The sequence below is a fragment of the Thioalkalivibrio sp. ALJ16 genome (genome assembly GCF_000377345.1).
GTDB lineage: Bacteria > Pseudomonadota > Gammaproteobacteria > Ectothiorhodospirales > Ectothiorhodospiraceae > Thioalkalivibrio.
Window position 1 is genome coordinate 22,455 of sequence record NZ_KB898046.1, and the last position, 23,988, is coordinate 46,442.

The window sequence follows — 23,988 nt, forward strand, 5'->3', positions numbered from 1 at the left end:
GTCGTTCCGAACAGCAGGGCAGCGCAGGGCGGGCATGCCGGGCCACAAGCCCTGGCTGTCGCCCCGCGGGTGGTCGGCGGGTGCCCTGCTGGCGTTGCTGTTACTGGTGCTGGCTTCGGTAGCGAACTCGGCGCAGGCCGGTTCCGAGCTTCGCGTGGGGCTGTACCAGAACGCGCCGAAGGTCAGCATAACCGAGCGCGGCGAGCCGGCCGGCGCCTTCGTGCTGCTGCTGGATGCCATTGCGCGGCGCGAGCACTGGAAGATCGAGTACATCCCGTGCGAGTGGGCGCAGTGCCTGGACGATCTGCGCGCGGGCCGGCTGGATCTGATGCCGGATGTCGCCCTGACCGATGCGCGCCGGGAACTGCTGGAGTTTCACCAGATCCCGGTCGTGCACGGCTGGAGCCAGGTCTACGGGCCACCCCAGTCGGGTCACAGTCAGCTGGAAGACCTGTCCGGCGTGCGCATCGCGGTGCTGGAGGGCTCGGTGCAGGAGGCCCACCTGCGCCAGCAGCAGATGGCCGGTGTGATCGAGGCTCTCGAACTCGTGACCCTCGGAAGCCTCGAGTCCGTGCTGGCCTCGGTGCAGACGGGGGAGGCCGATGTGGCCGTCAGCAACAACTTCTATGGCCGTCGCCATTCCCTGCTGCACGGCCTGGTGGAGACGCCGATCACCTTCGGCCAGGTCGGGCTGTACTACGCTGCCGCACCCGGCCAGCAGACCGAGCGCCTGGCCATCATCGATGCCTACCTTGAGCGCTGGAAGCCGCTGGCGGATTCCCCCTACCAGCACGCGATGGACGCCACCCTGCTGACCCCCGAGCGCCCCGGCCTGCCGGACTGGGTAGGCTGGACGCTGCTGCTATCCGCCATCCTCGTGCTGTTGCTGGCCCTGGCCGGCGTGGTGCTGCGCTGGCAGGTGCGCCACCGCACGCGCGAGCTGCGGGCCGTGAATCAGCGCCTGGAGCATCTGCTCGACAGCGGGCCTACCGTGATCTATCAGCTGCGCGGGACGGATTTTCGCCCGGTGTGGGTCAGCCGCAATATCGAGCGGGTGTTCGGCGTGGAGCCGGAAGTGGCCCTGCGCCCGGGCTGGTTGGAGCAGCAGCTCCACCCGGAAGACCGGGTTACGGCACAGCGGGAAAATGGCCGGGTGCTGGAGGATGGCGAGCTGGTGCGCGAACTGCGGGTCTTCGATGGCTGGGGCAAGCTGCGCCATGTGCGCGACGAGATGCGTCTGATCCCGGGGCGCGGCGAGCCCGAGATCGTCGGCGTGTGGACCGACCTCACCGCCAGCGTGGAGCAGAAAGAGCGGCTGCGGCAGCTATCGCATTACGATGACCGCACCGGCTTGCCGAACCGTGTGCTCCTGCACGACCGGCTTGGGCATACCGTGGAGCGGGGCCTGGCTGACGGCCGCACGCGCTGGCTGATCCTGATGGACCTGGACCGGTTCCGCAACGTGAACGAGACGCTGGGCACCGCGGCCGGGGATGCCGTGCTCCAGGGCATTGCGCAGCGTCTTGGGCACCGGTTGACGCCGCAGGACACGGTCGCCCGCGTCGGGGCGGACGAGTTCTGCCTGATTGTCGAAAGCCTGCCCGACACCTCGGCGGATGCGTTCGTACAGGGCTTGATGGAGGCCTTGCGTACGCCGTTCGAGGTGGCCGGGCGCTCGCTGGTGATGACTGCAAGCATCGGGCTGGCGGTGTTTCCCGAGCACGGCCGCACCCGCGATGAACTGCTGACCGCCGCCGAACTGGCAATGGGGGAGGCACGCCGGCGTGGCGGCGACCACTGGTGCGTCTACCAGGCCGAGCTGGGCACGCTGACCGAGCACCGCCTGTTCCTGGAGAACGACCTGCGCCAGGCGATCACGCAGCGCGAGTTCGTGCTGCACTACCAGCCGCAGTTCGACCTTGCCAGCGGGGCCTGCGTGGGGGTCGAGGCCCTGGTGCGCTGGGTCCACCCGCAACGGGGCATGGTCTCGCCGGCCGAGTTCATCCCGCTGGCGGAGGAGACCGGGCTCATCCAGTCGATTGACCGCTGGGTTCTGGAGGCCGCCTGTGAACAGCTGGCCGCATGGGATGCCGAAGGGCGCGATATCCCGGTGATCGCGATCAACCTGTCCGCGCGCGACCTGCATGACGAGGGCCTGGTCGCCACCATCCGCGAGACCGTGGAGCGCTTCGGCATCGCCCCGGCACGCCTGGAGGTGGAACTGACCGAGACCATGATCATGGAGTACCCGGAGCGTGCGCTGTCCATCCTGCGACGCCTGGATACCCTGGGCGTGCGCCTGGCCATGGATGACTTCGGTTCCGGCTATTCCAACCTGGCGCACCTGCGCCGGCTCCCGCTGCATCGCCTCAAGGTCGACCAGTCCCTGGTGCGCGATATCGGCCACTCCCGCCACAACGAATCCATCATCCGCGCGATCATCGCACTCGCCGCCGCCCTGGAACTGGACCTCATCGCGGAAGGCGTGGAAGAAGAGGCCCAGCGCGCCTTCCTGCTGCGCGAAGGCTGCGCCATCGGCCAGGGCTTCCTGCTCGGCCGCCCACGCCCCGCCAGCGACCTGTTCCAGAACTGACGCGCCGGCTGCGCGATGTACTGAAGGGTCAGGCGTTCTCGCCTGCCCCAAGTGGGAGCGGCCTCGGCCGCGAAGCCCCCGCCCAAGCCGGACCTGCCCAAACTGCCGGGTGTATCAGCGAATCCAGCCTCTGGCAATAAAATGCCCGACCGCGCGCCGGTGCTCGGGGAACCAAAAGTAAATGTGTCCCCCGTTGCCCCGCTGGCGAATTGGGCCCAGCAAAAAAGTGCGTGTCCTAAGAGAACGCACCCACCCACCGGTCATCCCGGAAACCGCGCAGCGGTTATCCGGGATCTGGGTGATTGGGGCTGCCTCGACGCGGGAGATCCCGGCTCTTCGCCGCGCTCCGGCCGGGATGGCAGGGCTGGGGTGACGCCAAAGTGGATGTCCTCCAGAATTGAAATCTCCCGGCCTCGATGGCACAGAGTGTCTGCGAATCCCGGCCGTTGGTGTCTGTATTGCTGTCGACGGTGTCAGGCAGCGCGATTGGGGAAGAGCTTGCGGGCGGCCCCGATGCCTCGCAAATAGCGGGTCTGGCGCGCGTCGCACCGGGCCGTGATGCGAGCCGGTGTCCCCACCACGCTGCCAAATTGCCGCAGCATGCGGCTGGAGGTGCGGATGAACTGGTCGGGGTCGATTCCCAGACGTACCAGCAAGGGTGGGGTTTCGCCATCAATGAAGCCGCGCTTGTCTTCGCGGATCACGCGGCCGGTTGCCTCCACGAGCTGCAGGTAGTCCTCGAACCCAAAGGGCACCGCTGGTTCCGTCCGGCCAGTGGCATCGAATGGCAGTAGCGGGGCGCCCGGCAGACGATTCAGGGCCCACTCGGGGTTCAGGGATTCTGCATCCTGTGGATCCGCACGCCACTGATGCCCGGCCGCCCTGGAGATTCGGTACGAGCGTCTCATGCACACTTTCGTTGAATCGGCTGCATCGATCCTCGCTGGCCCGCAGGTTCGCGGGTCGTCGTCCTTGGCCGACCTGAGGAGCCGGTCGGTCCTCTCGGCAACCGATGTGTAATCCGAACGCTCGGGCGTATCCGCGATCCCGGCCCGGATGGGGTTGAGGTCAACGTAGGCCATGGCGGTCAGCACAGCCTGCTCGTCGAGGAGCGCCTGGCTTTTGAAGCGTCCTTCCCAGAAGCGCCCTGTCACCCCGTCTTCGGCGTTGGCTTGCCGTGCGATCGACTCGTTCAGCACGCGCATGAACCACGACAGATCAGCCAGACGCGAGCGATATGTCTCCGCCCAGGCGTCCACGAGCACGATTTCCGCTTGACCGAGCCGTTCCGCATCCGCCAGATACCGCTGCACCAGAGTGGGTCCGGAAAAGAGTTGAGTCCACCGACTCAGAATTTCGTCGCGCCCCAGGCCCTGGACCCGCGTGTCGTCCACCCGGACCACGATGTGAAAATGGTTGCTCATCACCGCGTAGGCCGCGATGTCGATGGCGAATACCGAAGCGAGTTGCTTGATGCGGTCGGCGATCCAGCCTCGCCGGTGTTCGAAGGAGCGGCCGGTGTGTGCATCGTGGCCGCACAGAAAGGCGCGTCGCACGCAGCGCGAGACCACGTGGTACCAGGGCGTATCGTCCAGAGAGACGAGGGTCGAGCGGGGTTGGGTCATGATGGACTCCTTCCGTGGAGTAGGCCTGCTGGAACGCTGTCCGTTGCGCTCCTGCCGATAGCATAGCCATTGTCTTGCGGGTTTTCAGGAGAACGGTAAGGAGGGTGGGTGTCCCAGAGGATCGGGAGTAAGGAGGGTGGGTGTCCCAGAGGATCGGGAAAGTGGGTGATTCGGCAGGCTGGTGCGGAACGCTCGGAAGGCTGGGCGGGTTCTCGTTACAGCAACGTCGCATTGACGCCCATGGGTTCTGCAGCGGCCATGAGCGTTTTGTCGAGAGAGCAAAGTTCCACGCCGTGGTTGTACGCAATGGCCAGGTGAAGGGCGTCCCCAGCGCGCAACCCGGAGGCATGATCGTCGGCGAAATGGGCAGCGGTGTGGTAATCGATGGATGAGACCGTCAGGGTCGAGAGCGACGATTCCCGCAACGCTGCAAATGCGCCAAGCACGGTTGCCCGTTCCCGGGGTGCCAGGATTTCCATTCGAACCTTCATGGACAAGGCCGCGGAGAACTCCGTGAGCACCCAGTCACTGATGCATAGCGAATCGGGGCCCTGTGCCGCCAGCCAATTTTGCATATCTTCGGTACGGGGCTCGCGAGTGAGCGCCGCAACCAGGATGCTGGTGTCCAGATAGCGCATCAGTAGCGAGCATCGTCGCGGATGTGTCGCATGAAGGCCTCATCGGACCCGTGTTGCTGGGCATCCGTCACTGCACGGAGCGCATTTGCATCAATCGGTTTTTTGGGTGCCGTGGCGCTGGAAAGGCGTACGACGGCCTTGCCTCGCTTGGTGATGAGGATGGATTCACCTGCCGCAGCGCGTTCCGCCAGTTCGCTCAGGTGGGCTTTGGCGTTCGCCAGGCTAACCGTCGGCTCGGGCATTTCGCACTCTCCTGACCATGTAGATGGTCATATCATACCTTAGTTACAACTGTCGCGGAAATGGGTTTGCGCGAGGGGCCGGGGGTGCAGACGCGGGGCTTGCGGCGGCGAATCCGGCTTATATCCGCAAGTGGGTGTCCCAGCGGATGCCAGCGGTTGCTGTCCGCCTCCGGACGCTCACTGCCGCAGAGCCGAGCATTAACGATTATTAGAAGTCGGGTTATGGTCCTTGAGCCAGTCTTTCAAAGCCGAGTCCATTCGCGTCTGCCAACCCTTTCCGGTGGCGCGGAATGCTTCCACGACGTCTGGCGACAGACGGATCGTGATGCGCTCTTTAGTCACAGGCAGAGGTGGGCGACCGACGCGTCGCAGGGCTTTCGTCTCGTCTTCGGAAGGTTCCCGGGTCTCTGAATCGGCATCGATTCCGGCCTGAATGGACGATTCCTCGTCGGAGTCGTTCAAGACGACCCGACGACCGCTACGTAGCGTTAGTGATTTCGACATAACGCGCAATCTCCCGGTTGTTGGCTTTGCGCAGGCTGATGATTCGCCGCACGGACGATCGATCGGTGAACACGACGCAATACAAGCGTTCTCCCATTAAGGCGTACCCGAGCATTCGGCGTTCGCCGTAGCTTTTCCGTCGGTCTTCCATGGCCAGGAGCGTATCCCATTCGAGCCCAAGGGCATCGCCGAGTGAGACTCCGTGTTTCGCCAGGTTCGCAGCGTCCTTGTCTGCGTCAAACTCGATCTCCATAGAATTACTGTATGCACAGGAACTGGTGAATGCAATTGGCGGGTTGGGTCAGCCGCGGACCCTCGGGCAATCCCGGTCGTTGGCAAGCCATAACGCGCCACGGCGAAAACACCGGGGATGGCTAGTGGCCCTGGGGGGAAGGAGCGGACTGGGAATGCGTGCGGAGCCCCGCGCCAATTGGTTGTGTCGCTGGTGTCGGTGAATCCGGCTTATGACAAAGTGGGTGTCCCGGAGAGTGGCTGCGAAAACAACGTGAGTGTCCCGAAGGATGCCCCATGACAAAGTGGGTGTCCCGGAGAGTGGGTGCCGCTTACCACCACGGGAGCCACGACCTCTGGCATCGACCGAAGCTCCGAACGCGTGCTGGTCAGCGGACTTTATGTCGGATGCGCTGTGGGACGGACGGCGCTTTCGCACCTTCAACGTCGTAGATGACTTCAACCGGGAAGCGCTGGCGGTGGAGATCGATCTGAATCTGCCCGCACCCCGTGTGATCCGGGTGCTGGAGCGTATTGCGGCCTGGCGGGGCTATCCCCAGCAACTCCGCCTCGACAATGGTCCCGAGTTCGTCTCGGCCGCGATCGCCGACTGGGCCGAGCAGCGGGGCGTGGAACTGAGCTTCATCCAGCCGGGCAAGCCCATGCAGAACGGGTTCATCGAACGGTTCAACGGCAGCTACCGCCGAGGGGTCCTGGACCTCTACGTCTTCCGAACGCTGACCGAAGTCCGGGAACACACCGAGCAGTGGCTGCAGGACTACAACGAAACCATCCCCCACGACTCGCTGGGGGATCTCACGCCGGTCGAATACCGGCAGCTACACCACCCGGAAACCTCTAGTTATGCGTGGACCTAATCCGGGGAAGTGGACAGGAAAAGTCGGTACGGTTCACAATGAACCAGAAAAAAGCCCCGGCGCAAGGCCGGGGCTACAGTGCTAAGTGGGTGTCTTTACCCTATGTTTTTTTGGACCTGACTTAGTTAAGGCGGCATCCACCGGGGAGCAGGTTATCGGCGGGGGCGTCTGCGCCTTCCGCCCATTCGCAACCCCAGCCTTCAATGCGATCGATGGTGTCATCGACATCAATAATCTCATCCCCCGCAGTGTTGACGGGACCAATAAGCATGGTGGCGCCCGAAATTGGGTTGGCAACACCAGCAGTTCCGAACACCACGGTAATCAGGCCGTCTTCATCGACGTCGACTGTGGCTACGTAGCGGCCAGCCAGATCCGTGTTGGTTTCCACGATATTGTCGAGGTTGTCGACCTGGCCCAATGCGACGCGTTCGGCAATGTCTGCCCGGAGTCCTGCTGTGACGGAAAGAGCCTCAGAGGCCTGTGCTCGGGCTGTATAGTCCTGGTAGGCAGGAATCGCAATCGCCGCCAGAATCCCGATAATCGCCACAACGATCATCAGCTCGATAAGCGTAAAGCCCTTTTGGGCGGTCTTCTTCTGCATGGTCGTACTCCCTTGTGTGATGAAAGCGGGGCCGGCGGCCCGGCCGCCCGAAGGCAGCTGTCTGGATATTAGCAATGGGTGTGCCAGGAAGGCGAGCCTTTTCGGAAATGCGTTGGGGGCGCGGTTGCAGGGCCGTCATGGGACGGTTTCGGTGGGAGGGATGTGACACAACTGACAAAAATGGTCACCTAGGGTGACGTCGGTGGTCAGGTGGCCTGGGGTTTGGGTCGGGGTGGGAGATCCCGGCTCTTCGCTGCGCTGCGGCCGGGATGACTGGGGCGTGGTATGACGGGGAGCGGGCTGCGGCTGGGGCGTTGCTGGTGTCGCGCTTTGGCGGGGGCTTCGCGGGCAAGGCGGCTCCTACAGGGTGGACAAGGCTCTGCGCGACAAGTGGATTGGGTGCGGGTGCAGTTCAGCGCTGGGTGAGGAGATCGGCGGGGCGGAGGATGCAGATGCTGTGGAACGGATCGAGATCGAGCAGGTCGCCGTCTCCGGTGACGATGGCATGGGCCTCGCCGTGGATGGCGACTTCGAGGAATTTGTCGTCTTTCGGGTCACGACAGGCCGTGATCGGGGTGGTAATCGTAACGAACCGTGCAATGCCACCCAGCAGGCGGATGAACTGCTGTCGCTCCGCTTGACTGATGTAGGGATCGAATTTGGGGCGCGAGAGAACCTGGACGAGCTCGTCGAGGGTGGCCTCCGAGACCAGGAGGATGCCCCGGTCGAGTGCGTGGTCAACGGCCCGCGCAGCGGGGCCGGATGGAACCAGGAGGCGGCTGACGAGCAGGTTGGTGTCCAGTACCCATCGGCGCTGCCGCTTGGACTCAGTCATCCGCGAGCAGTTGGTCGAGCTTTTCCTGGGTCAGGCCGGCCGCTTCGGCCTTGCCACCGATCTGGTCGCAGAACCGGCGGAACTCATTCACGTTCAGGTGGACCAGGCGCTCGTATTCTTCGGGCGAAAGGACCACGGCCACATCGCGTTTCTGGCGCTGGATGATGACGGGCTCCTTGCGCGCGGATTCGATGACGGCTGCCAGGCCCTGCTTGGCTTCGCTTGCGCTGACGGTACGCATGCCGGTTCCTTTCTGTCTATTAGGTACAGATTGTACAAAATAGTTAGGGGTGGCGCTATCGCCGGCGGTATCGGGTTCAGGCGGTCGGTTCGTGGATTGGACCGCTGATGTGTGTCTCGGGGGCTATTGCCGATTTGGTCGTTGTTCCGGGTGGTCCTCGGTGGTGGTCCGGTATGCGGTGGGTTTCGCTCATCGGTGGAGAGTCCGGTTCTTTGCTTCGCTGCGGCCGGGATGGCGGTGGGGTGCCGGTATGAGGAGGGGCAGCCTTGGCTCGTCGGGGGCCTGGTGGGGTGGTGCTTGAGAGCGGTAACGAGGGGGTGGCGCGGTGCGGGTGTCATACTTTGGCGAGGGCTTCGCGGGCAAGCCCGCTCCCACGAAGGGCGCTCGCCCATGGCTCTGCCTCCCCAGAGGTCGTTTGTACAGGGGCTTCTTCTACGGTGGTGCGGTGCTGGTATCGCGCTCTGGCAGGGGCTTCGCGGGCAAGCCCGCTCCCACAAAGCCTGCTCCCACAAGGGCGGCTCCCACAAGGGCGGCTCCCGCAGGGGCTGCGGGTAACAGCCCGTTGGGGTTAGAGGCCGAGGACGGCGACGGCGACGCCGAAGTAGATCAGGATGCCGACGATGTCGATTACGGAGGTGATCAGCGGGGCGCTGGCCACGGCCGGGTCGATGCCGAAGCGGGTCAGGGCGAACGGCAGGAGCATGCCGAACAGCGAGCCGAAGACAATCACGAAGAACATGCCCAGGGCGATGGCGTTGGCGACCTCGACGGTGCCCAGCCAGTTGCCGGAGACCCAGATGGCGGCGGCGAGGGTGACGCCCAGCGCGGTGGCGACCAGCACTTCCTTGCCGCCGAGGCGCCACCAGTCGCGTAGTTGTATGTCGTTCACCGCGAGTGATCGCACGACCAGTGTTGCGGCCTGGGCCCCGGCGTTGCCGCCGGAGGCGATGACCATGGGCAGGAAGAAGACCAGCGCGACCACGGCCTCGATCGCGGCCTCGTAGTAGCCGATGGCGATGCCGGCGAAGATGTTGACCGCGACCAGGATCAGGAGCCAGCCGATGCGCTTGCGGTAGAGCAGGCTCATGCTGGCGTCGCGCAGGGAGAGCACCATGTCGCCGACTGCCGCCATGCGGTGGAAGTCCTCGGTGGTCTCGGCGCGCAGCACGTCCATCACGTCGTCGACGGTAATGATGCCGAGCAGGTGGCCGTTGTCGTCGACCACGGGGAGGACGTCGAGGTCGTAATGCCCGATGCGGTGGGCGGCCTCTTCGCGGTCTTCCTCCGCCGCGATGCTCACGACATCGGTATGCATGCGCTCGCGCACGCTGATGGTGGGTCGCGACAGCAGCAGCTCTTTCAGACGCACCCAGCCGAGCAGTTCGCCCTCCGGCGTGGTCACGAAGATGGTGTTGACCGTTTCCGCGAGTGCGTGGCGGTCGCGCAGGTGATCCATGGCCTCGGCCACGGACCAGTCCGGCTGGACGGTGGCGTATTCCGGTGTCATCAGGCGCCCGGCACTTTCCTCCGGGTAGCCGAGCAGCGTTTCGAGTGCCTCCTGGTCGTCGTCCGGCAGGGACTCGAGCAGGGATTCGGCGTGCTCGTCGCGCAATCCTTCGAGGACCGAGGCGGCGTCGTCGTAGGACAGCGCGGACATCAGCTGGCTCGCATGGTCTTCGTCGAGCGCATGCAGCACGCGCGTCTGGTGATCGGGCTCCAGGTGGGCGTACACCTCGGCGGAGCAGGCCACGTCGAGGCGGCGGAAGAAGTCCAGCATCCGGTCTTCCGGCAGCGCCTCCAGCGCATCCGAGAGGTCGGCGCTGGCATGGGCATCGCAAAGACCACGCAGCGCGTCATCCGTGGGCTGGTTCAGCGCGGTCTTGAGCGTATCCGGCAGGGTCTGGATGTCGTCGTCGGTCGGGCTCATCGGTCAGTCCCCTACGGAGTCGCCAGGCCGAGCATCGCTACGGCCAGGGAGAAATAGATCATGATGCCGCCGAGGTCGGCGATGGCGGTGATCAGCGGCACGCTGGCGGTGGCCGGGTCCAGCTTCAGGCGACTGAGGATGAACGGGAGCAGGATGCCGACCATGCTGGCAAAGGCGACGATCAGCGTCATCGCAATCGCGACCATCAGGGCGATGTCGGCCCCGCCCCGCCACAGGCCGAGCACAGATACGGCCAGCCCCATGGTCACGCCGATCCCGACGGCCACGCCGAGCTCCTTGCCCCACAGTCGCAGCCAGTCCTTCGATGTGACCTCGCCGGTAGCCAGGGCGCGCACCATCAGCGTGGCACTCTGAGCACCCGCGTTACCGCCGGAGTCGATAATCAGCGGCAGGAAGAATACCAGCACCACCAGGGCCTCGATGGCCTCCTCGTACTGCGAGATCATCAGTGCGCCGATGGTGTTGAACGCGACCAGACCGATCAGCCAGCCGACGCGCTTGCGATACAGCAGAAAGGGACTCGCATCCTGCGGCGAGAGCGGGAGGGTGCCGACCGCCCCGATCTTGTGGAAATCCTCGGTGGATTCGGCCTCCAGCACGTCCATCACGTCGTCGACCGTGATCACCCCAAGCAGCTCGCCATGTTCCCCGACGACCGGCAGGGTCTCGAGGTCGTAGTGCTGGATCTTGCGCGCGGCCTCGACGGCCGACTCGGATACCCCGATCGTGATCGGGTCGGATTCGCTCAGCAGTTCGCGCACCGGGCTGTCTGCCGAGGCGCGCAGGAAGTGCCGGATCGGCACGGCGGCAAGCAGCACGCGTTCCTGATCCACCACAAAGATCACGTTATTCGAGTGTTCATCCGCGTTACGGCGGATGAAGGCGAGCGCCCTTTTCAGCGACCAGTCCGGATCCACCGCGACGACATCCGGTGACATTACTCGGCCAGCGGAGTCCTCCGGATAGTTGAGTTGTTTGAGGGCGCGGCGGATGGCACGGAACGGCAGTAGCCGCAGGTAGCCACGCAGGGCCTCCGGATCCAGGGTCTGGAGCAGGCCGGTGAGGTCGTCCGCCTCCATCTCCGAGAGGATGAAGCGGGCATCGTCTTTCGGCGAGGCCTCAAGCAGCCGGATCTGGTGCGCGGTGTCGAGGTAGGAAAAGACATCCGCCTTGCGTCCAGGCTCCAGCAGGTTGAACACGATTCCGAGATCGTGGTCGTTCACCTCCATCAGCGCATGCGCGATGTCCTGCACGCGCATGTAGTCGAGCAGTTCCTGAATGCCGTCGCGCTCATCCAGGCGCAGCAGCTCCTTCAGCTCGATGATGGATTGTTCCAGATGCGAATCCATGCCTTACTCCCGGCAATAATCGACGGGCCTGGGGCTGAATACAGAGCCTTGCCAGGCGCCGCACGGATGCGGTGTCTTGGTCCGGTTTGGATCGGGCATGGGGCCCGGTCATTTCCGGCTCTTTGATCAAAGAGGCCTGACGGAAAACGACCGGTTCGAGAACGGGCGCTTGCCGCTAGGCGCGGATAGATCGATTGCGTGATCGACGTTTCAAGGCACATTCCCGTGTGTGGAGATGCTGCTCATTCTAACGCATGGTGGGCGTCAATCAACCGCTTGTGCGGGGTTTTGAAACATTCATCTACTCTTCATGGTCAGTGATGGGCCAGCCAGTCCGCGGGTCGATGAGTGCTGAGCGTTGGGTGGTGGGGTGTGTTCCTGGACCCGGTTATGGGCCCTCCGTTCGCCTGCAAACAGGCTCCTGCAGGGGATTGTCCTGCCTTGCAGGAGCCTGCTTGCAGGCGAACCACTCGGCGTCGGGCTGACGCAACGATTTGTGACTCAGAAAAGGTGCATGCGATGGACGAGCAAGGCTCGGTGGCCGGCATGGTCCTGTCCATGACGGATGTAGGGTTTGCCTACCCCGGCGAGGGGGAGGTGCTGCATGGCGTGGATCTCGAACTGGGCGCGGGCGAATGCGTGGCGATTGTCGGCGAGAGCGGCAGCGGCAAGTCCACGCTGCTGCATCTGGCCGCCGGGCTCGAGCCGGCGGACGCGGGCACGGTGCGCCTGGCCGGGCAGGCCCTGGCAGGGCTGGACGAGGCGGCGCGCACGCGGCTGCGGCGCGCGCAGGTCGGCATCGTGTTCCAGTCGTTTCATCTGATCCCCACGCTCACGGCGCTGGAGAACGTGATGCTGCCGCTGGAGCTGGCGACGGATCTGGATGCCGCGCTGCGCCGCGAACGGGCCGCGGCGCAGCTGGCGGCCGTGGGCCTGGGGGACAAGGCCGGGCGCGAGCCGGAGCAGCTCTCCGGGGGCGAGCAGCAGCGCGTGGCGATCGCGCGGGCGCTGGTGCACCGGCCGACGCTGATCCTGGCGGACGAGCCGACCGGCAACCTCGACTCGCGCACCGGCGAGGAGGTGTTCGCGCTGTTGCTGGAGCAGGTGCGGGCGACCGGCTGTGCCCTGTTACTGGTTACGCACAGCGACGATCTGGCCGGGCGTCTGGACCGCGTGCTGCGCATGCAGGACGGCCATCTGCAGGATCGCGCCGCGGAGACCCCGGCGACGTGAGCCTGCTGCTGGTAAAGGCCTGGCTGCGCGACTGGCGCAGGCGCCCCTTGCAGCGGCTGCTGACGCTGGTGGGTGTGGTGATCGCCGTGGCCGTGGTGCTGGCGGTGGACCTGGCCAACCAGTCGGCGCAGCGCGCGTTCGACCGTTCGATGGACGAGGTGGCGGGAACGGCGACCCACCAGGTCCTGGGGCCGGCCCGGGGTTTCGACGAGGTACATTACCGGGATCTGCGCCTGGCCGGCTGGCGCGATAGCGCGCCGATCGTGGAGGGGCCCGCGCGGCTGCCGGACGGGCGCACGATCTATGTGCTGGGGGTCGATCCGCTGGCCGAGGGCCCGTTCCGCGGGGCGGCCTCGGATATCGGGGATGCCCCGGTGCAGCGGCTCGTTACCGAGCCGGGCACGATCCTGCCGCCGAGTGGCTGGTGGGCGGGTTCCGGGATGGCCCACGAGGACCGCCTTGCGCTCGAGACTGCTGCCGGGCGCTTCGAGGTCACACTGCTCGACCGCGCGGCGGAGCGTGACGAACCGGCGGCCGAGTCAGACGACGAGGGTGGCTCGCTGTGGGTCACGGATATCGCCACCGCACAGACGTTGCTCGGCCGGCCGGGGCGGCTCGATCGTATCGACGTGCGCCTCGATGAGGCTGACATCGACGCCTTCGCGGAGCGGTTGCCGGATGGGCTGGAACTCGTGCCAGTGGCGGCGCGCGACCAGGCCTCGCGCGAGCTGGCGCAGGCCTTCCGCATCAACCTGACGGCGATGAGCCTGCTGGCGCTGCTGATTGCCGCCTTCCTGATCTACAACACCCAGACCTTTGCGGTGCTGCGCCGACGCGAGGTGCTGGCGAGCCTGCGCCTGGTGGGGGCCGGTCGGCGGGCGCTGTTCGGCGTGGTGATGCTGGAGGCCTTGCTGGTCGGTGTGATCGGCACGCTGCTGGGGGTGCTGGTCGGGATGGGTCTTGCGCAGGTGCTGGTCGGCCAGGTCGCGCAGACGGTGACGGATCATTTCTTTGTGGTGGCGGTAACGGAGGTGACGCCGCGTCCGCTGGCGCTGCTGGCGGTGATCGCGCTGGGGGTAGGGCTGTCGCTGCTGGCGGCGCTCGCCCCGGCCTGGGAGGCGGCACGGGCGGCCAGCCCAGGCAGCCTCGGCCGCGGGCGGCTGGAGCGGCGGGCGCGCCGGGGTCTGCGCGGTCTGGCCGTGGCGGCGGTCGTGCTGCTGGCGGCGGGTGGTGTGATATTGCTGCTCGGGATCGGGGGGCTGGTGGGCAGCTTTGTCGCGCTGTTTCTGCTGATTACCGGCTTTGTGCTGCTGATCCCGCTGGTGCTGGCCGGGGTGCTGAGCGGTCTGGCACGGCTGGGTCGCGGTCAGACGTTGCCGCGCATCGGGGTGCGCAGTCTGGAGCGGAGCCTGTCGCGCAGCGCGCCGGCCACCTCGGCGCTGACGCTGGCCCTGGCGGCCGCGATCAGCGTGTCGGTGATGGTCGGGAGTTTTCGCGACAGCGTGGAGCAGTGGCTGGGGCAGGCGCTTACCTCGGATGTGTACGTGGTGCCGGTGGCGCCCGCCGCGGCGCGTAACGGGGCGCGCCTGCCCGCGGACTGGGGGGAGCCGCTCGCCCGCATCGCCGAGGCGGAGTCGGTCAGCACCGGCTCCAGCCAGGACACACCGAGCGATGCCGGGATGATCGATCTCTTTGTCGTCGAGCCGCACCCGGTCTGGCTGGACTACCTGCCGCTGTTGCGGGCCGAGACCACGGGCGCGGCACTCGACCAGCGCCTGCGCGAGCGTGATGCGGTGCTGGTCACCGAGCCCTTTGCGGCCCATCACGACGTGGGTGTGGGCGATCGCCTGGAGATCCGCGTGGACGACGGTCGGCGGATGTTCGAGGTGGCGGGCGTGTATCGCGACTACGGCAGCCCGCAGGGCACCGTGCTGATGCTGGGCGAGCGGTTCTACGCGGGCACGGCCGGTGCCGAGGAGGTGGGATCGTTTGGGCTGCGTCTGCCCGACGGCGCGGATGCCGCCGTGGTGATCGAGCGCCTGGAGGCGTGGCTGGCCGAGCGCGAGACGGCGGCCATGGTTACGCGGCCCGGCGATATAGAGCAGGAGTCGATGGCGATTTTCGACCGCACCTTTGCGATCACGCACCTGCTGCGGGTGATCACACTGCTGGTCGCGTTCATCGCGATCCTCGGGGCGCTGATGGCGCTGCAGATGGAGCGCGCGCGCGAGTTCGCCACGCTGCGCAGCCTGGGTCTGCTGCCCGGCGGGGTGCGCGGGCTGGTGGTGTTTCAGGGCGCGGTGCTGGGGGGCTTTGCCGCGCTGGCCGCGATCCCGCTGGGGCTGGGCATGGGCTGGCTGCTGATCGAGGTGATCAACCGCGAGGCCTTCGGCTGGGGCATGGACCTGCGCTGGCCAGTCCGCGAGATCGGCGAGACCGTCGCCCTGGGCATGGGGGCTGCGCTGCTGGCGGCGCTGATCCCGGCCTGGCGCATGGCACGCATGCGGTTGGTGCCGGCGTTGCGGGAGGTGCCGTGATGGAGCGGTTGATGCATGTGGGAGCGGGCTTGCCCGCGAAAGGATCTTGCCAGAGCCCGACGCGGGCAGGGGCTTCGCGGGCGAGCCCGCTCCCACAGGTGCTCCTGGAGATGTTTCCTCATAAGATTTTGCGCCTGTTGGTGCTGGTTGGGCTCGTGGTGCTGCTGGCGGCCTGTGGCGGGGCGGAGCCGCCGGATGCGCGCGAGGCCGAGGTGTCCGGCCTGCGCGTGGGCGAGGCCCTGGGCGGGGAGGAGACGGACGGGTTCCGCCGCGCCGATGCGCCGCGGGAATTCGAGTTTCCGCGTGATCACGGGCCGCATCCGGGGTTTCGTAACGAGTGGTGGTATGTGACCGGCAATCTCGACGGGCCGGAGGGCGAGCGGCTGGGCTTTCACATCACCTTCTTCCGCGTCGGGCTCGCACCGGAGCTTTCGGGGGATGCCCGCTGGCACGAATCGGCCTGGGCCAGCCCGGATATCTGGATGGCGCATACGGCGGTGGTCGATCGCGAGGCCGGGCACCACGCCTCCGAGGAGCGCTTCGTGCGCGACGGGGCGGGGCTGGCGGGTGCGTCCGATCCGGTCGGTCGGGTCTGGGCCGAGGACTGGCAGCTCGCGCATCTGGACCGGGACCGCTGGACGCTGGACTTCAGCGTGGACGACTACCGGCTGGCGCTGGAACTGGAGCCCCTGCGCGGCCCGGTCCTCCAGGGCGAGGCGGGGCTCAGCCAGAAGGGTCCGGAACCGGGCAATGCCTCCTACTACTACTCCATGCCACGCATCGCGGTGCGCGGGGAGGTCGAGCGCGCGCAGCACGGGCGCCTGGCGGTAACGGGTCAGGCCTGGATGGACCGCGAGTGGAGCACCAGTGCGCTGTCCGAGGATCAGGTGGGCTGGGACTGGTTCGCGCTGCAGTTCGCCGACGGGCTGGACGTGATGTACTACCAGCTGCGCAAGGCGGACGGGCAGCCACACCCGCTATCCAAGGGCCGCTGGATGCCGGCGGACGCCGACGACCGGCTGCTGGAGCCCGCGCAGGTCGAACTGGAGCCCCGGCGCTGGGCCACGCAGCCCTCCGGCAACCGCTATCCGGTGGAGTGGGCCATGCTTATCGCGCCGCCGGACGGCTCGGCGTCACGCGAATTCACCGTGCGCGCGATCCGCGACGAACAGGAGATGGACACCGTGATCCGCTATTGGGAGGGCGCCGTGGATATCCTCGACCCGGACGGCGAGGCTATCGGGCGAGGCTTTGTGGAACTGACGGGGTACGACGACTAGGGCGTTTCTACCACAGAGCGCACAGAGGACACGGAGAACAGCCAGGTCAAATGCGAAAAGCATTCACAGGAAGATTGGAAGACCGGAAGGCTTTTTTGGGTGCCGGCAGTGCTGCATCCGGGTCATGATCAGCCCTGGCGCGCAGGGCTAACCCGGGCACCCCACAGCAACCCTTCCTTCCAATCTTCCTGTTAATCGCTTTTGACCTGGCTGTTCTCCGTGTCCTCTGTGGTGCAACAGGACGGCCTGCAGGAGAGGGGTGGCGCGATGCCACCCCGGGCTGTTACCAGTCCATCGCCTCGTGCGGGATGTCGAGGTCGAAGTCGTCCTGAAGGTGGGCGCGCAGGGCGCGTTCTTCCATTAGGCGTTCCAGGGTGCGGCGGGCGGCATGACGCGCCGGGCCACGGTCGTTGACGAGCTGAGTGTCGAACAGGCTGGCGATCTCGTCGGCGCCATCAGTCGCGTCGTCGATCGTCGGATCCATTGTCGGGTCTCCTGACAAGCCGGCCGGGCCACCCCGGACTGCGGTATCAGAAAAGCCTTATAAAGGGTTTTCGGACCTGCGCAAGCAGAAAATTCTTATGCTCGCGCGTGTCTCCTTATGGTGCTTGGGTGGCGAACTCGGACGGATACGGCTGGTCCATGGAGCACGAGCGGTTGCGCTTTCCGCCGCCGTGTGACCCATTCGCGAGGGCCGAGCATGCTGATCCGTACCCGACGTCGTTCCGAGTGTTCCCGTAGCGAGGTCACGCCTCGGGAGATCTACGCCCGCAGGCGCGAGTTCCTGCGCGCAGGCGTCGGTCTCGGGGCCGGCGTGGCGCTCGGCAGTCTTGGCATGGCGCTGCCTGCTGCGGCGGCCCTGCGCGGGTACGAGCTGGAGTTCGAGCCGAGTGCGTTCTCGACCGACGAGGCGAAGACCTCGTACGACGAGATCACCAGTTACAACAATTTCTTCGAGATGGGCCCCGGCAAGGGGGATCCAAAGACCTACGCCGACCAGCTAAAGACGGACCCCTGGACCATCACCGTGGACGGGCTGTGCGACAACCCGGGCGAGTACGCGGTGGAGGACTTCATTAGCCCCTGGTCGCTGGAGGAGCGCATCTACCGCATGCGCTGCGTGGAGGGCTGGTCCATGGTGATCCCCTGGATCGGCTTCGAGCTCAACCGCATCATCGAAAAGGCGGCGCCGCGGGGCGATGCCCGCTATGTAGCGTTCGAGAGCATTCACGATCCGGAAAACCTGCGGGGGCAGCGCCCCCGGCGCCGGGCCAGTTCCGGTGGGCTGCAGTGGCCCTATACCGAGGGCCTGCGCCTGGACGAGGCGATGCACCCGTTGACCATCCTCGCGGTGGGTCTGTACGACGAGGTGCTGCCGAATCAGAACGGGGCGCCGCTACGCCTGGTCGTGCCCTGGAAATACGGTTTCAAGAGCATCAAGTCCATCCAGCACATCCGCTTCGTCGAGGGCCAGCCGCCGACCCTGTGGAACCAGGCGCAGCCGGACGAATACGGCTTCTACAGCAATGTGAACCCGAACGTGGACCATCCGCGCTGGTCGCAGCGCACCGAGCGGCGGATCGGCGAGTTCCGGCGCCAGCGAACGGAGATGTTCAATGGCTACGGAGACGAGGTCGCCTCGCTGTACGAGGGCATGGACCTGCGCGAGTACTTCTGAACGGGTGCTGGCTGAACCGGTGTGGGTGTGACGGTTTCAAAAGAACGCGCTGGGGGGCTGTCGCCACGAGCGGTCTGGTGGGCGGTGCTGCTGGTGTCGCTACTGCCCGCGCTCTGGATCGGCCTGCGCACGCTGGGCGGCTTTGGCGGGCTGGGCGTGAACCCGGTCGAGAAGCTGCTGGAGCTCTCCGGCACCCACGCGATGATCGCGCTGCTGGTGGCGCTGGCGGTGACGCCGTTGCGGCAGCTGACGGGGTTTGCCTGGATTGCCCGGCTGCGGCGCATGCTGGGCCTGGTCGCGTTCGTCTACGTGACTGCGCATGCACTGATCTGGCTCGGGGTGGACCTGTTCTTTGACTGGGAGCTGGTGTTCTATGACCTGACCGAGCGCCCGTTTGTGATGGTGGGGTTTGCGGCCTGGGTGATCCTGCTGCTCCTGACACTGACCTCGACCACTGCGGCGCAGCGCTGGCTGCGCCGGAAATGGCTCTGGCTGCATCGGGGGGTGTATGTGGCCGGCGTGCTGGCGGTGCTGCACTTCCTGTGGCTGGCCCGTGCCGACTATGCCGAGGTCGCGCTGTACGCGGCCATCCTGACGGCCCTGCTGGGCTGGCGCATCGCCTACCGCTGGCACAGCCGCCGGGTCCAGGCCCGCCGCCGCGCCGCCGCCTGAAGGTCCGGGTCAAGGGGGTTTCACAGGAAGACGGGAAGACAGGAAGCTTCTGATTGTGGAGGCTGAGATTTCGCCCACCGCGCGATGCTAGCCGCCGCGCCGGGGATGCCACCTCACCAATAACCCTTCCTGACTCCCCATCTTCCTGTTAACGCTTTTCGCCCTCAAGACGGCGGCTGGCCGGCGTTTAGGGTGATGAGGAACTCGAGCAGGGCCTTCTGCGCGTGCAGGCGATTTTCGGCCTCGTCCCAGACGACGCTTTGCGGGCCTTCCAGCACCTCTGTCGAGACCTCTTCCTCGCGGTGGGCGGGGAGGCAGTGCATGAACAGGGCATCGTCGTTGGCCAGGCGCATCAGGTCGGCATCGACGAAGAAGCCGGTAAACGCGCGGCGGCGCGCGCTCTTTTCCTGCTCCTGGCCCATGCTGGCCCAAACATCGGTGACGACCAGGTCCGCGCCTTCGGCGGCGGCGCGGGCATCGCGGGTCAGTTCGAAGTGTTCGCGCGTGGTATCGACGACGCCGGGTTCCGGATCGTAGCCCTCGGGGCAGGCGGCCACCAGCTGGAAGTCCAGCAGGCGCGCGGCGTACATGTAGCTGTGGCACATGTTGTTGCCGTCGCCGATCCAGGCCACGCGCTTGCCGTGGATATCGCCGCGATGTTCGAAATAGGTCTGCAGGTCGGCCAGCAGCTGGGCCGGGTGTTCGAAGTCGGTCAGGCCGTTGATGACGGGCACCGAGGCGTGCTTGGCGAACAGCTCGATCTTCTCGTGTTCGTAGGTGCGGATCATCACGCAGTCGACCATGCGCGAGAGCACGCGGGCGGTGTCCTCGATCGGCTCGCCACGGCCCAGCTGGGTGTCGCGCGGGGACAGGAACAGGGCGTTGCCACCCAGCTGCTGCATGCCCACCTCGAACGAGACCCGGGTCCGGGTGGAGGACTTCTCGAAGATCATGCCCAGGGTCTTCCCGCGCAGCAGATCGTCATGGTGTTCGCCGGACTTCAGTTGCTGCTTGAGCTCAATCGCGCGCTGAATAAGGGCGCGGGTCTCGTCTCCGGAGAGGTCGAGAAACGAGAGGTAGTGGCGTGGGTTCATGCGGGGACCTCGTTCGCTTGGGGGGAGGCAAGAAAGGCCTCCACCAGGTCGGCTACGGTGGCGGCGATCTGTTCCACCTGGGCGTCGTCGATGATGAGCGGGGGCAGCAGGCGGATCACCCGCTCGGCGGTTACGTTGAGGATCAGCCCTCGTTCCAGGGCGGCCATCACCAGCTCGCCGGCAGGGCGGTCGAGTTCGACCCCGATCATCAGGCCGCGACCGCGTACGGCGACCACGCCGGTATGCGCGGCGAGGCGGTCGCGCAGCCGTGCCAGCAGCAGCTCGCCCTGGCGTGCGGCCTGTTCGCACAGGGCCTCGTCCTGCATCACGTCGAGCACGGCCAGTGCGGCCCGGCATACCAGCGGGTTGCCGCCGAACGTGGTCCCGTGCATGCCGGGGCTGAACAGGTCCCGGGCGGCGCCGGCGACTAGATTGGCACCGATCGGGATGCCATTGCCCAGACCCTTGGCCAGGCTGATCACGTCCGGGGTGACGGCCTCGTGCTGGAACGCAAACCAGTGGCCGGTCCGGCCGATGCCGGCCTGGATCTCGTCCAGCATCAGCAGCCAGCCGGTGCGGTCGCACAGTTCGCGCAGGCGCCGCAGGTAGCCGGGGGGCGGGACATGAATCCCGCCTTCGCCGGTGACCGGCTCGACCAGAATGGCGACCACGTCAGGGTCGGTTGCCAGCGCCTCGACCGCATCGGCGTCCCCGTGCGCTACGTGCACGAAGCCGGAGACCAGGGGTTCGAAGCCGGCCCGGACCTTTGCGTTGCCGGTGGCCGACAGAGTCGCCATGGTGCGGCCATGGAAGCTGCCCTCCATCACCACGATTTTGGGCTCGGCGACGCCGCGGGCGCGGCCATGCAGGCGGGCGAGCTTGATCGCCGCTTCATTGGCCTCTGCGCCGGAATTGCAGAAGAAGGCGCGGTCCATGCCGGACAGCGCGCACAGGCGCCGCGCCAGCTGTTCCTGCAGCGGGATGCGATAGAGGTTCGAGGTGTGTACCAGGGTGCTGGCCTGGTCGCAGACGGCCTGGGCCACCTTGGGGTGGGCATGCCCGAGGCCACACACCGCGATCCCCGACAGCGCGTCGAGATAGCGCTTGCCGTCGGTATCCCACAGCCAGGCGCCTTCGCCGCGCTCGAAGGCAACGGGCAGGCGCTTGTAGGTGTTCTGCAGGGCGTCGCTCATGGGGTTCTCCGAAACCAAAGAGCCGGCGGAGGGCCGCCGGCTCGATGAAAGGCGCGGCCGCGCCATGCGGCCAAAGGCGCCAAGTATATCGCCGCTTGGGGCGTTACTTCATCTGCTGGGCAACGAAGTCCCAGTTCACCACGGCCCAGAAGTTCTCGAGGTACTTCGGGCGGGCATTGCGGTAATCGATGTAGTAGGCGTGTTCCCAGACATCGCAGGTCAGCAGCGGGGTCTTGCCATCACGCATCGGATTCGCGGCGTTGGAGGTATTCACGATCTCCAGCGAGCCGTCGCCGTTCTGCACCAGCCAGGTCCAGCCGGAACCGAAGTTGGCGACCGCGGAGTCGTTGAACTTTTCCTTGAAGGCATCGAACGAACCGAAGGCGCTGTTGATCGCGTCGGCCAGCTTGCCGGACGGCTCGCCGCCGGCGTCCGGACCCATGCAGTTGAAGTAGAAGGTATGGTTCCAGACCTGGGCGCCATTGTTGAAGATGCCGCCGGCCGGGGCCTTCTTGACGATGTCTTCCAGCGTGGCGTTTTCGAACTCGGAGCCCGGCAGCAGGCCGTTCAGCTTGGTCACGTAGGTCGCGTGGTGCTTGTCGTGATGGAATTCCAGCGTCTCGGCGGAGATGTGCGGCTCCAGCGCGTTCTTGGCATAGGGCAGTTCGGGCAGTTCGTAGGCCATGAAAGACTCCTTGATTCGTGTCGTGAGAAACTGGATGAACGGTGCCCCGGGCGGGGACCGTCCTGTAACGCGTCAACGATAGTCACGTTGCCCGGGTGATGCAATTCCCGATAATGAGGGTTGGTTTTAAGGAAGCGCGGATTTTCCGCGTTGCCTTATCAACAGGCCCCTCCTGAACACAGAGGCCCATGGCGGACAGCGACGACACGTCACGGCAACCCGAAACTGCGGCCCCGGCACCCGCTCCGGTGAACTGGCGCGGGCGCATCGGCCTGATGCTCGGCCCGGCGATCTTCGGGCTGTTCCTGGTGATACCGGCACCGGCGGCATTCGAGCCGGCGGCCTGGTGGGTGCTGGGGCTGACCCTGTTCATGGCGACCTGGTGGATCAGCGAGGCGTTGCCGCTGCCGGTCACGGCGCTTTTGCCGATTGCACTGCTGCCGCTGCTGGGTGTGGTTCCGATGGACGAGGCGACCGCACCCTACGCCAACCCGATCATCTTCCTGTTCATGGGCGGCTTCGCGATTGCGCTGGCGGTGCAGCGATGGAATCTGCATCGGCGCATGGCGCTGGCGATCCTCGTGCGTTCGGGGGATCACCTGCACATGCTGGTCGGGGCGTTCATGCTGGCGACGGCGGGGCTTTCGATGTGGGTCAGCAACACCGCGACGGCGGCCCTGATGCTGCCGATTGCGCTGTCGGTGCTGGCCCTGATCGAGAAAGGCGCGCAACCGAGCGGGCAGGGGGCAGGTGCCGATGCGCGGCGACCCGCGCTGGCCCTGCTGCTGGGGATTGCATTCGCCGCGAACATCGGCGGCATGGCGACGATTATCGGCTCGCCCCCGAATGCGCTGACCGCCGCCTACCTGGCGGACCGGCACGCCATCGAGATCGGTTTCGTGCAGTGGATGCTGCTGGGCCTGCCCCTGGCCGCGACGCTGCTGGCGCTGGCCTGGTGGCTGCTGACGCGCTGGGTCTTTCCCGTCCATCGGGTGCGCCTCAATGGCCTGGCCTCGCTGCTGGACGAGCAGCGTGCCGAGGTGGGGGCCTGGTCGGTCGCGGAGAAACGGGTGGCGGGGGTGTTCGCGCTGGTCGCCCTGCTGTGGTTGTCGCGCCCATTGCTGGATGACTGGCTGCCGCTGGAGCTGACCGACGCCGGTATCGCGATACTCGGGGCGGGCCTGCTGTTTCTGCTGCCTTCGGGCTCGCGCGAGCAGCGCGCGCTGCTGGCCTGGGACAATACCCGGGAGCTGCCCTGGGGCGTGCTGCTGCTGGTCGGCGGCGGTCTGAGCCTGGGGGCGGCGATCGAGTCCAGTGGCCTGGCGGAGCTCGCGGCCGATGCCCTGATCGCGGCGCAGGCCTGGCCGTTGATCCTGGTAATGGGCGGGGTGGTCGTGGTCACCATGGCGCTCTCCCACGTGACCAGCAATACCGCCACCGCGGCCACCCTGCTGCCCCTGGTGGCGGCGCTGGCGATGCGCATGGAGATTCCCGTGCTGTTGCTGGCCCTGCCGGTGGCCTTCGCGGCCTCGGTGGCCTTCATGCTGCCGGTGGCTACGCCGCCCAATGCCATTGTGTTCGCGAGCAACCGCCTGCGCGTGGTCGACATGATCCGCGGTGGTGCACCGCTGTCGCTGGTGGCGATCCTGCTGGTCAGCCTCGCGGTGTATTTCCTCGCCGAACGCCTCGTACTTGCCTGACGGGCCGTCCCGTCTCTGTGCCGGCCCCGTTCCGCGTTGGCCTTGCGGGCTACCGGTTTGCACCCTGTGTCGGTAGAATCCCGCGCCCTTCGGCGCTCGTCAGCGTCTACAGTTATCGGTAGAGCCAGCGATGGTGGGCAGTGTGGGATGGTTTCGCTCAAGTCCCCGCGACCGCAGCCGTTAAACAGCCTGTAACCCGGCGACCCCGTGCATGCCGGAAAACGAGAT

21 protein-coding genes and 1 pseudogene are annotated in these 23,988 nt (G+C 66.2%); 8 read left to right on the forward strand and 14 right to left on the reverse strand.

Annotated elements, in window-relative coordinates:
* Positions 1-154: 154 nt before the first annotated feature.
* A complete protein-coding gene (locus tag D000_RS0109370) occupies positions 155-2,593 on the forward strand; it encodes an EAL domain-containing protein (protein ID WP_051074962.1) in 2,439 nt (812 codons plus the stop codon).
* Positions 2,594-3,066: 473 nt separating this feature from the next.
* Here D000_RS0109370 and D000_RS0109375 read toward each other — a convergent pair whose 3' ends face one another.
* From D000_RS0109375 to D000_RS0109390, 5 genes are all read right to left on the reverse strand, one after another.
* Positions 3,067-4,218, reverse strand: a complete 1,152-nt coding sequence (locus D000_RS0109375; RefSeq protein ID WP_018873275.1) for a transposase — start codon at positions 4,216-4,218, stop codon at positions 3,067-3,069.
* A 215-nt stretch (positions 4,219-4,433) separates the two neighbouring features.
* The gene (locus tag D000_RS0109380) at positions 4,434-4,856 is read right to left on the reverse strand and encodes a type II toxin-antitoxin system VapC family toxin (RefSeq protein WP_018873276.1); all 423 of its coding nucleotides are present in this window, start codon (positions 4,854-4,856) and stop codon (positions 4,434-4,436) included.
* Positions 4,856-5,098, reverse strand: coding sequence for a type II toxin-antitoxin system Phd/YefM family antitoxin (locus tag D000_RS0109385; RefSeq protein ID WP_018873277.1), 243 nt, complete (start codon positions 5,096-5,098; stop codon positions 4,856-4,858). The genes D000_RS0109380 and D000_RS0109385 overlap by 1 nt, the downstream gene beginning before the upstream one ends.
* Positions 5,099-5,296: 198 nt before the next feature.
* Entirely contained in the window at positions 5,297-5,602 is a 306-nt protein-coding gene (locus D000_RS13915; protein ID WP_081616660.1) for a BrnA antitoxin family protein, read from the reverse strand.
* On the reverse strand, positions 5,577-5,855 hold the full coding sequence (locus tag D000_RS0109390) for a BrnT family toxin (RefSeq protein ID WP_018873278.1): 279 nt from the start codon (positions 5,853-5,855) through the stop codon (positions 5,577-5,579). Before D000_RS0109390 ends, D000_RS13915 begins: the two co-directional genes overlap by 26 nt.
* A 307-nt stretch (positions 5,856-6,162) precedes the next feature.
* Between D000_RS0109390 and D000_RS0109395 the strand changes: the two are divergent.
* Positions 6,163-6,711 (forward strand): annotated as a pseudogene (locus D000_RS0109395) (IS3 family transposase); the annotation flags it as partial.
* 121 nt (positions 6,712-6,832) lie between these two features.
* Here the strand turns inward: D000_RS0109395 and D000_RS0109400 are convergent.
* From D000_RS0109400 to mgtE (D000_RS0109420), 5 genes are all read right to left on the reverse strand, one after another.
* Entirely contained in the window at positions 6,833-7,315 is a 483-nt protein-coding gene (locus D000_RS0109400) for a pilin (RefSeq protein ID WP_018873280.1), read from the reverse strand.
* Positions 7,316-7,727: 412 nt separating this feature from the next.
* The gene (locus D000_RS0109405; RefSeq protein ID WP_018873281.1) at positions 7,728-8,150 is read right to left on the reverse strand and encodes a putative toxin-antitoxin system toxin component, PIN family; all 423 of its coding nucleotides are present in this window, start codon (positions 8,148-8,150) and stop codon (positions 7,728-7,730) included.
* On the reverse strand, positions 8,143-8,391 hold the full coding sequence (locus D000_RS0109410; protein WP_017926719.1) for a type II toxin-antitoxin system Phd/YefM family antitoxin: 249 nt from the start codon (positions 8,389-8,391) through the stop codon (positions 8,143-8,145). Before D000_RS0109410 ends, D000_RS0109405 begins: the two co-directional genes overlap by 8 nt.
* A 568-nt stretch (positions 8,392-8,959) precedes the next feature.
* Positions 8,960-10,318 carry a magnesium transporter gene (mgtE, locus tag D000_RS0109415; protein WP_018873282.1) on the reverse strand — a complete coding sequence of 453 codons (1,359 nt, stop codon included), beginning with the start codon at positions 10,316-10,318 and terminating at the stop codon, positions 8,960-8,962.
* An 11-nt stretch (positions 10,319-10,329) separates the two neighbouring features.
* Positions 10,330-11,688 carry a magnesium transporter gene (gene mgtE, locus D000_RS0109420; protein ID WP_018873283.1) on the reverse strand — a complete coding sequence of 453 codons (1,359 nt, stop codon included), beginning with the start codon at positions 11,686-11,688 and terminating at the stop codon, positions 10,330-10,332.
* Positions 11,689-12,207: 519 nt separating this feature from the next.
* On the opposite strand from mgtE (D000_RS0109420), the gene D000_RS0109425 reads away from it, so the two are divergent.
* The 3 genes from D000_RS0109425 (at position 12,208) to D000_RS0109435 (ending at position 16,738) form a co-directional block, all read left to right on the forward strand.
* Entirely contained in the window at positions 12,208-12,921 is a 714-nt protein-coding gene (locus D000_RS0109425; protein WP_018873284.1) for an ABC transporter ATP-binding protein, read from the forward strand.
* Positions 12,918-15,458, forward strand: a complete 2,541-nt coding sequence (locus D000_RS0109430) for an ABC transporter permease (protein WP_018873285.1) — start codon at positions 12,918-12,920, stop codon at positions 15,456-15,458. The genes D000_RS0109425 and D000_RS0109430 overlap by 4 nt, the downstream gene beginning before the upstream one ends.
* 110 nt (positions 15,459-15,568) lie before the next feature.
* The gene (locus tag D000_RS0109435) at positions 15,569-16,738 is read left to right on the forward strand and encodes a lipocalin-like domain-containing protein (protein ID WP_196800602.1); all 1,170 of its coding nucleotides are present in this window, start codon (positions 15,569-15,571) and stop codon (positions 16,736-16,738) included.
* Positions 16,739-17,021: 283 nt separating this feature from the next.
* On the opposite strand, the gene D000_RS0109440 is transcribed toward D000_RS0109435, so the two are convergent.
* Entirely contained in the window at positions 17,022-17,222 is a 201-nt protein-coding gene (locus tag D000_RS0109440) for a PA3496 family putative envelope integrity protein (protein ID WP_018873287.1), read from the reverse strand.
* A gap of 216 nt (positions 17,223-17,438) precedes the next feature.
* Here D000_RS0109440 and msrP point away from each other — a divergent pair, with 216 nt between their 5' ends.
* A complete protein-coding gene (gene msrP / locus D000_RS0109445; protein WP_018873288.1) occupies positions 17,439-18,416 on the forward strand; it encodes a protein-methionine-sulfoxide reductase catalytic subunit MsrP in 978 nt (325 codons plus the stop codon).
* A gap of 27 nt (positions 18,417-18,443) precedes the next feature.
* Positions 18,444-19,088: a sulfite oxidase heme-binding subunit YedZ gene (locus D000_RS0109450; RefSeq protein ID WP_081616662.1), complete on the forward strand. Its 645-nt coding sequence runs from the start codon at positions 18,444-18,446 to the stop codon at positions 19,086-19,088.
* A gap of 164 nt (positions 19,089-19,252) precedes the next feature.
* Here D000_RS0109450 and argF read toward each other — a convergent pair whose 3' ends face one another.
* The 3 genes from argF to D000_RS0109465 form a co-directional block, all read right to left on the reverse strand.
* Entirely contained in the window at positions 19,253-20,182 is a 930-nt protein-coding gene (argF, locus tag D000_RS0109455; protein WP_018873290.1) for an ornithine carbamoyltransferase, read from the reverse strand.
* Positions 20,179-21,375, reverse strand: a complete 1,197-nt coding sequence (locus D000_RS0109460; protein WP_018873291.1) for an acetylornithine transaminase — start codon at positions 21,373-21,375, stop codon at positions 20,179-20,181. The genes argF and D000_RS0109460 overlap by 4 nt, the downstream gene beginning before the upstream one ends.
* 103 nt (positions 21,376-21,478) lie before the next feature.
* Positions 21,479-22,060: a superoxide dismutase gene (locus tag D000_RS0109465; RefSeq protein WP_018873292.1), complete on the reverse strand. Its 582-nt coding sequence runs from the start codon at positions 22,058-22,060 to the stop codon at positions 21,479-21,481.
* 188 nt (positions 22,061-22,248) lie between these two features.
* Here D000_RS0109465 and D000_RS0109470 point away from each other — a divergent pair, with 188 nt between their 5' ends.
* A complete protein-coding gene (locus tag D000_RS0109470) occupies positions 22,249-23,760 on the forward strand; it encodes a DASS family sodium-coupled anion symporter (protein WP_026279891.1) in 1,512 nt (503 codons plus the stop codon).
* Positions 23,761-23,988 lie beyond the last annotated feature (228 nt).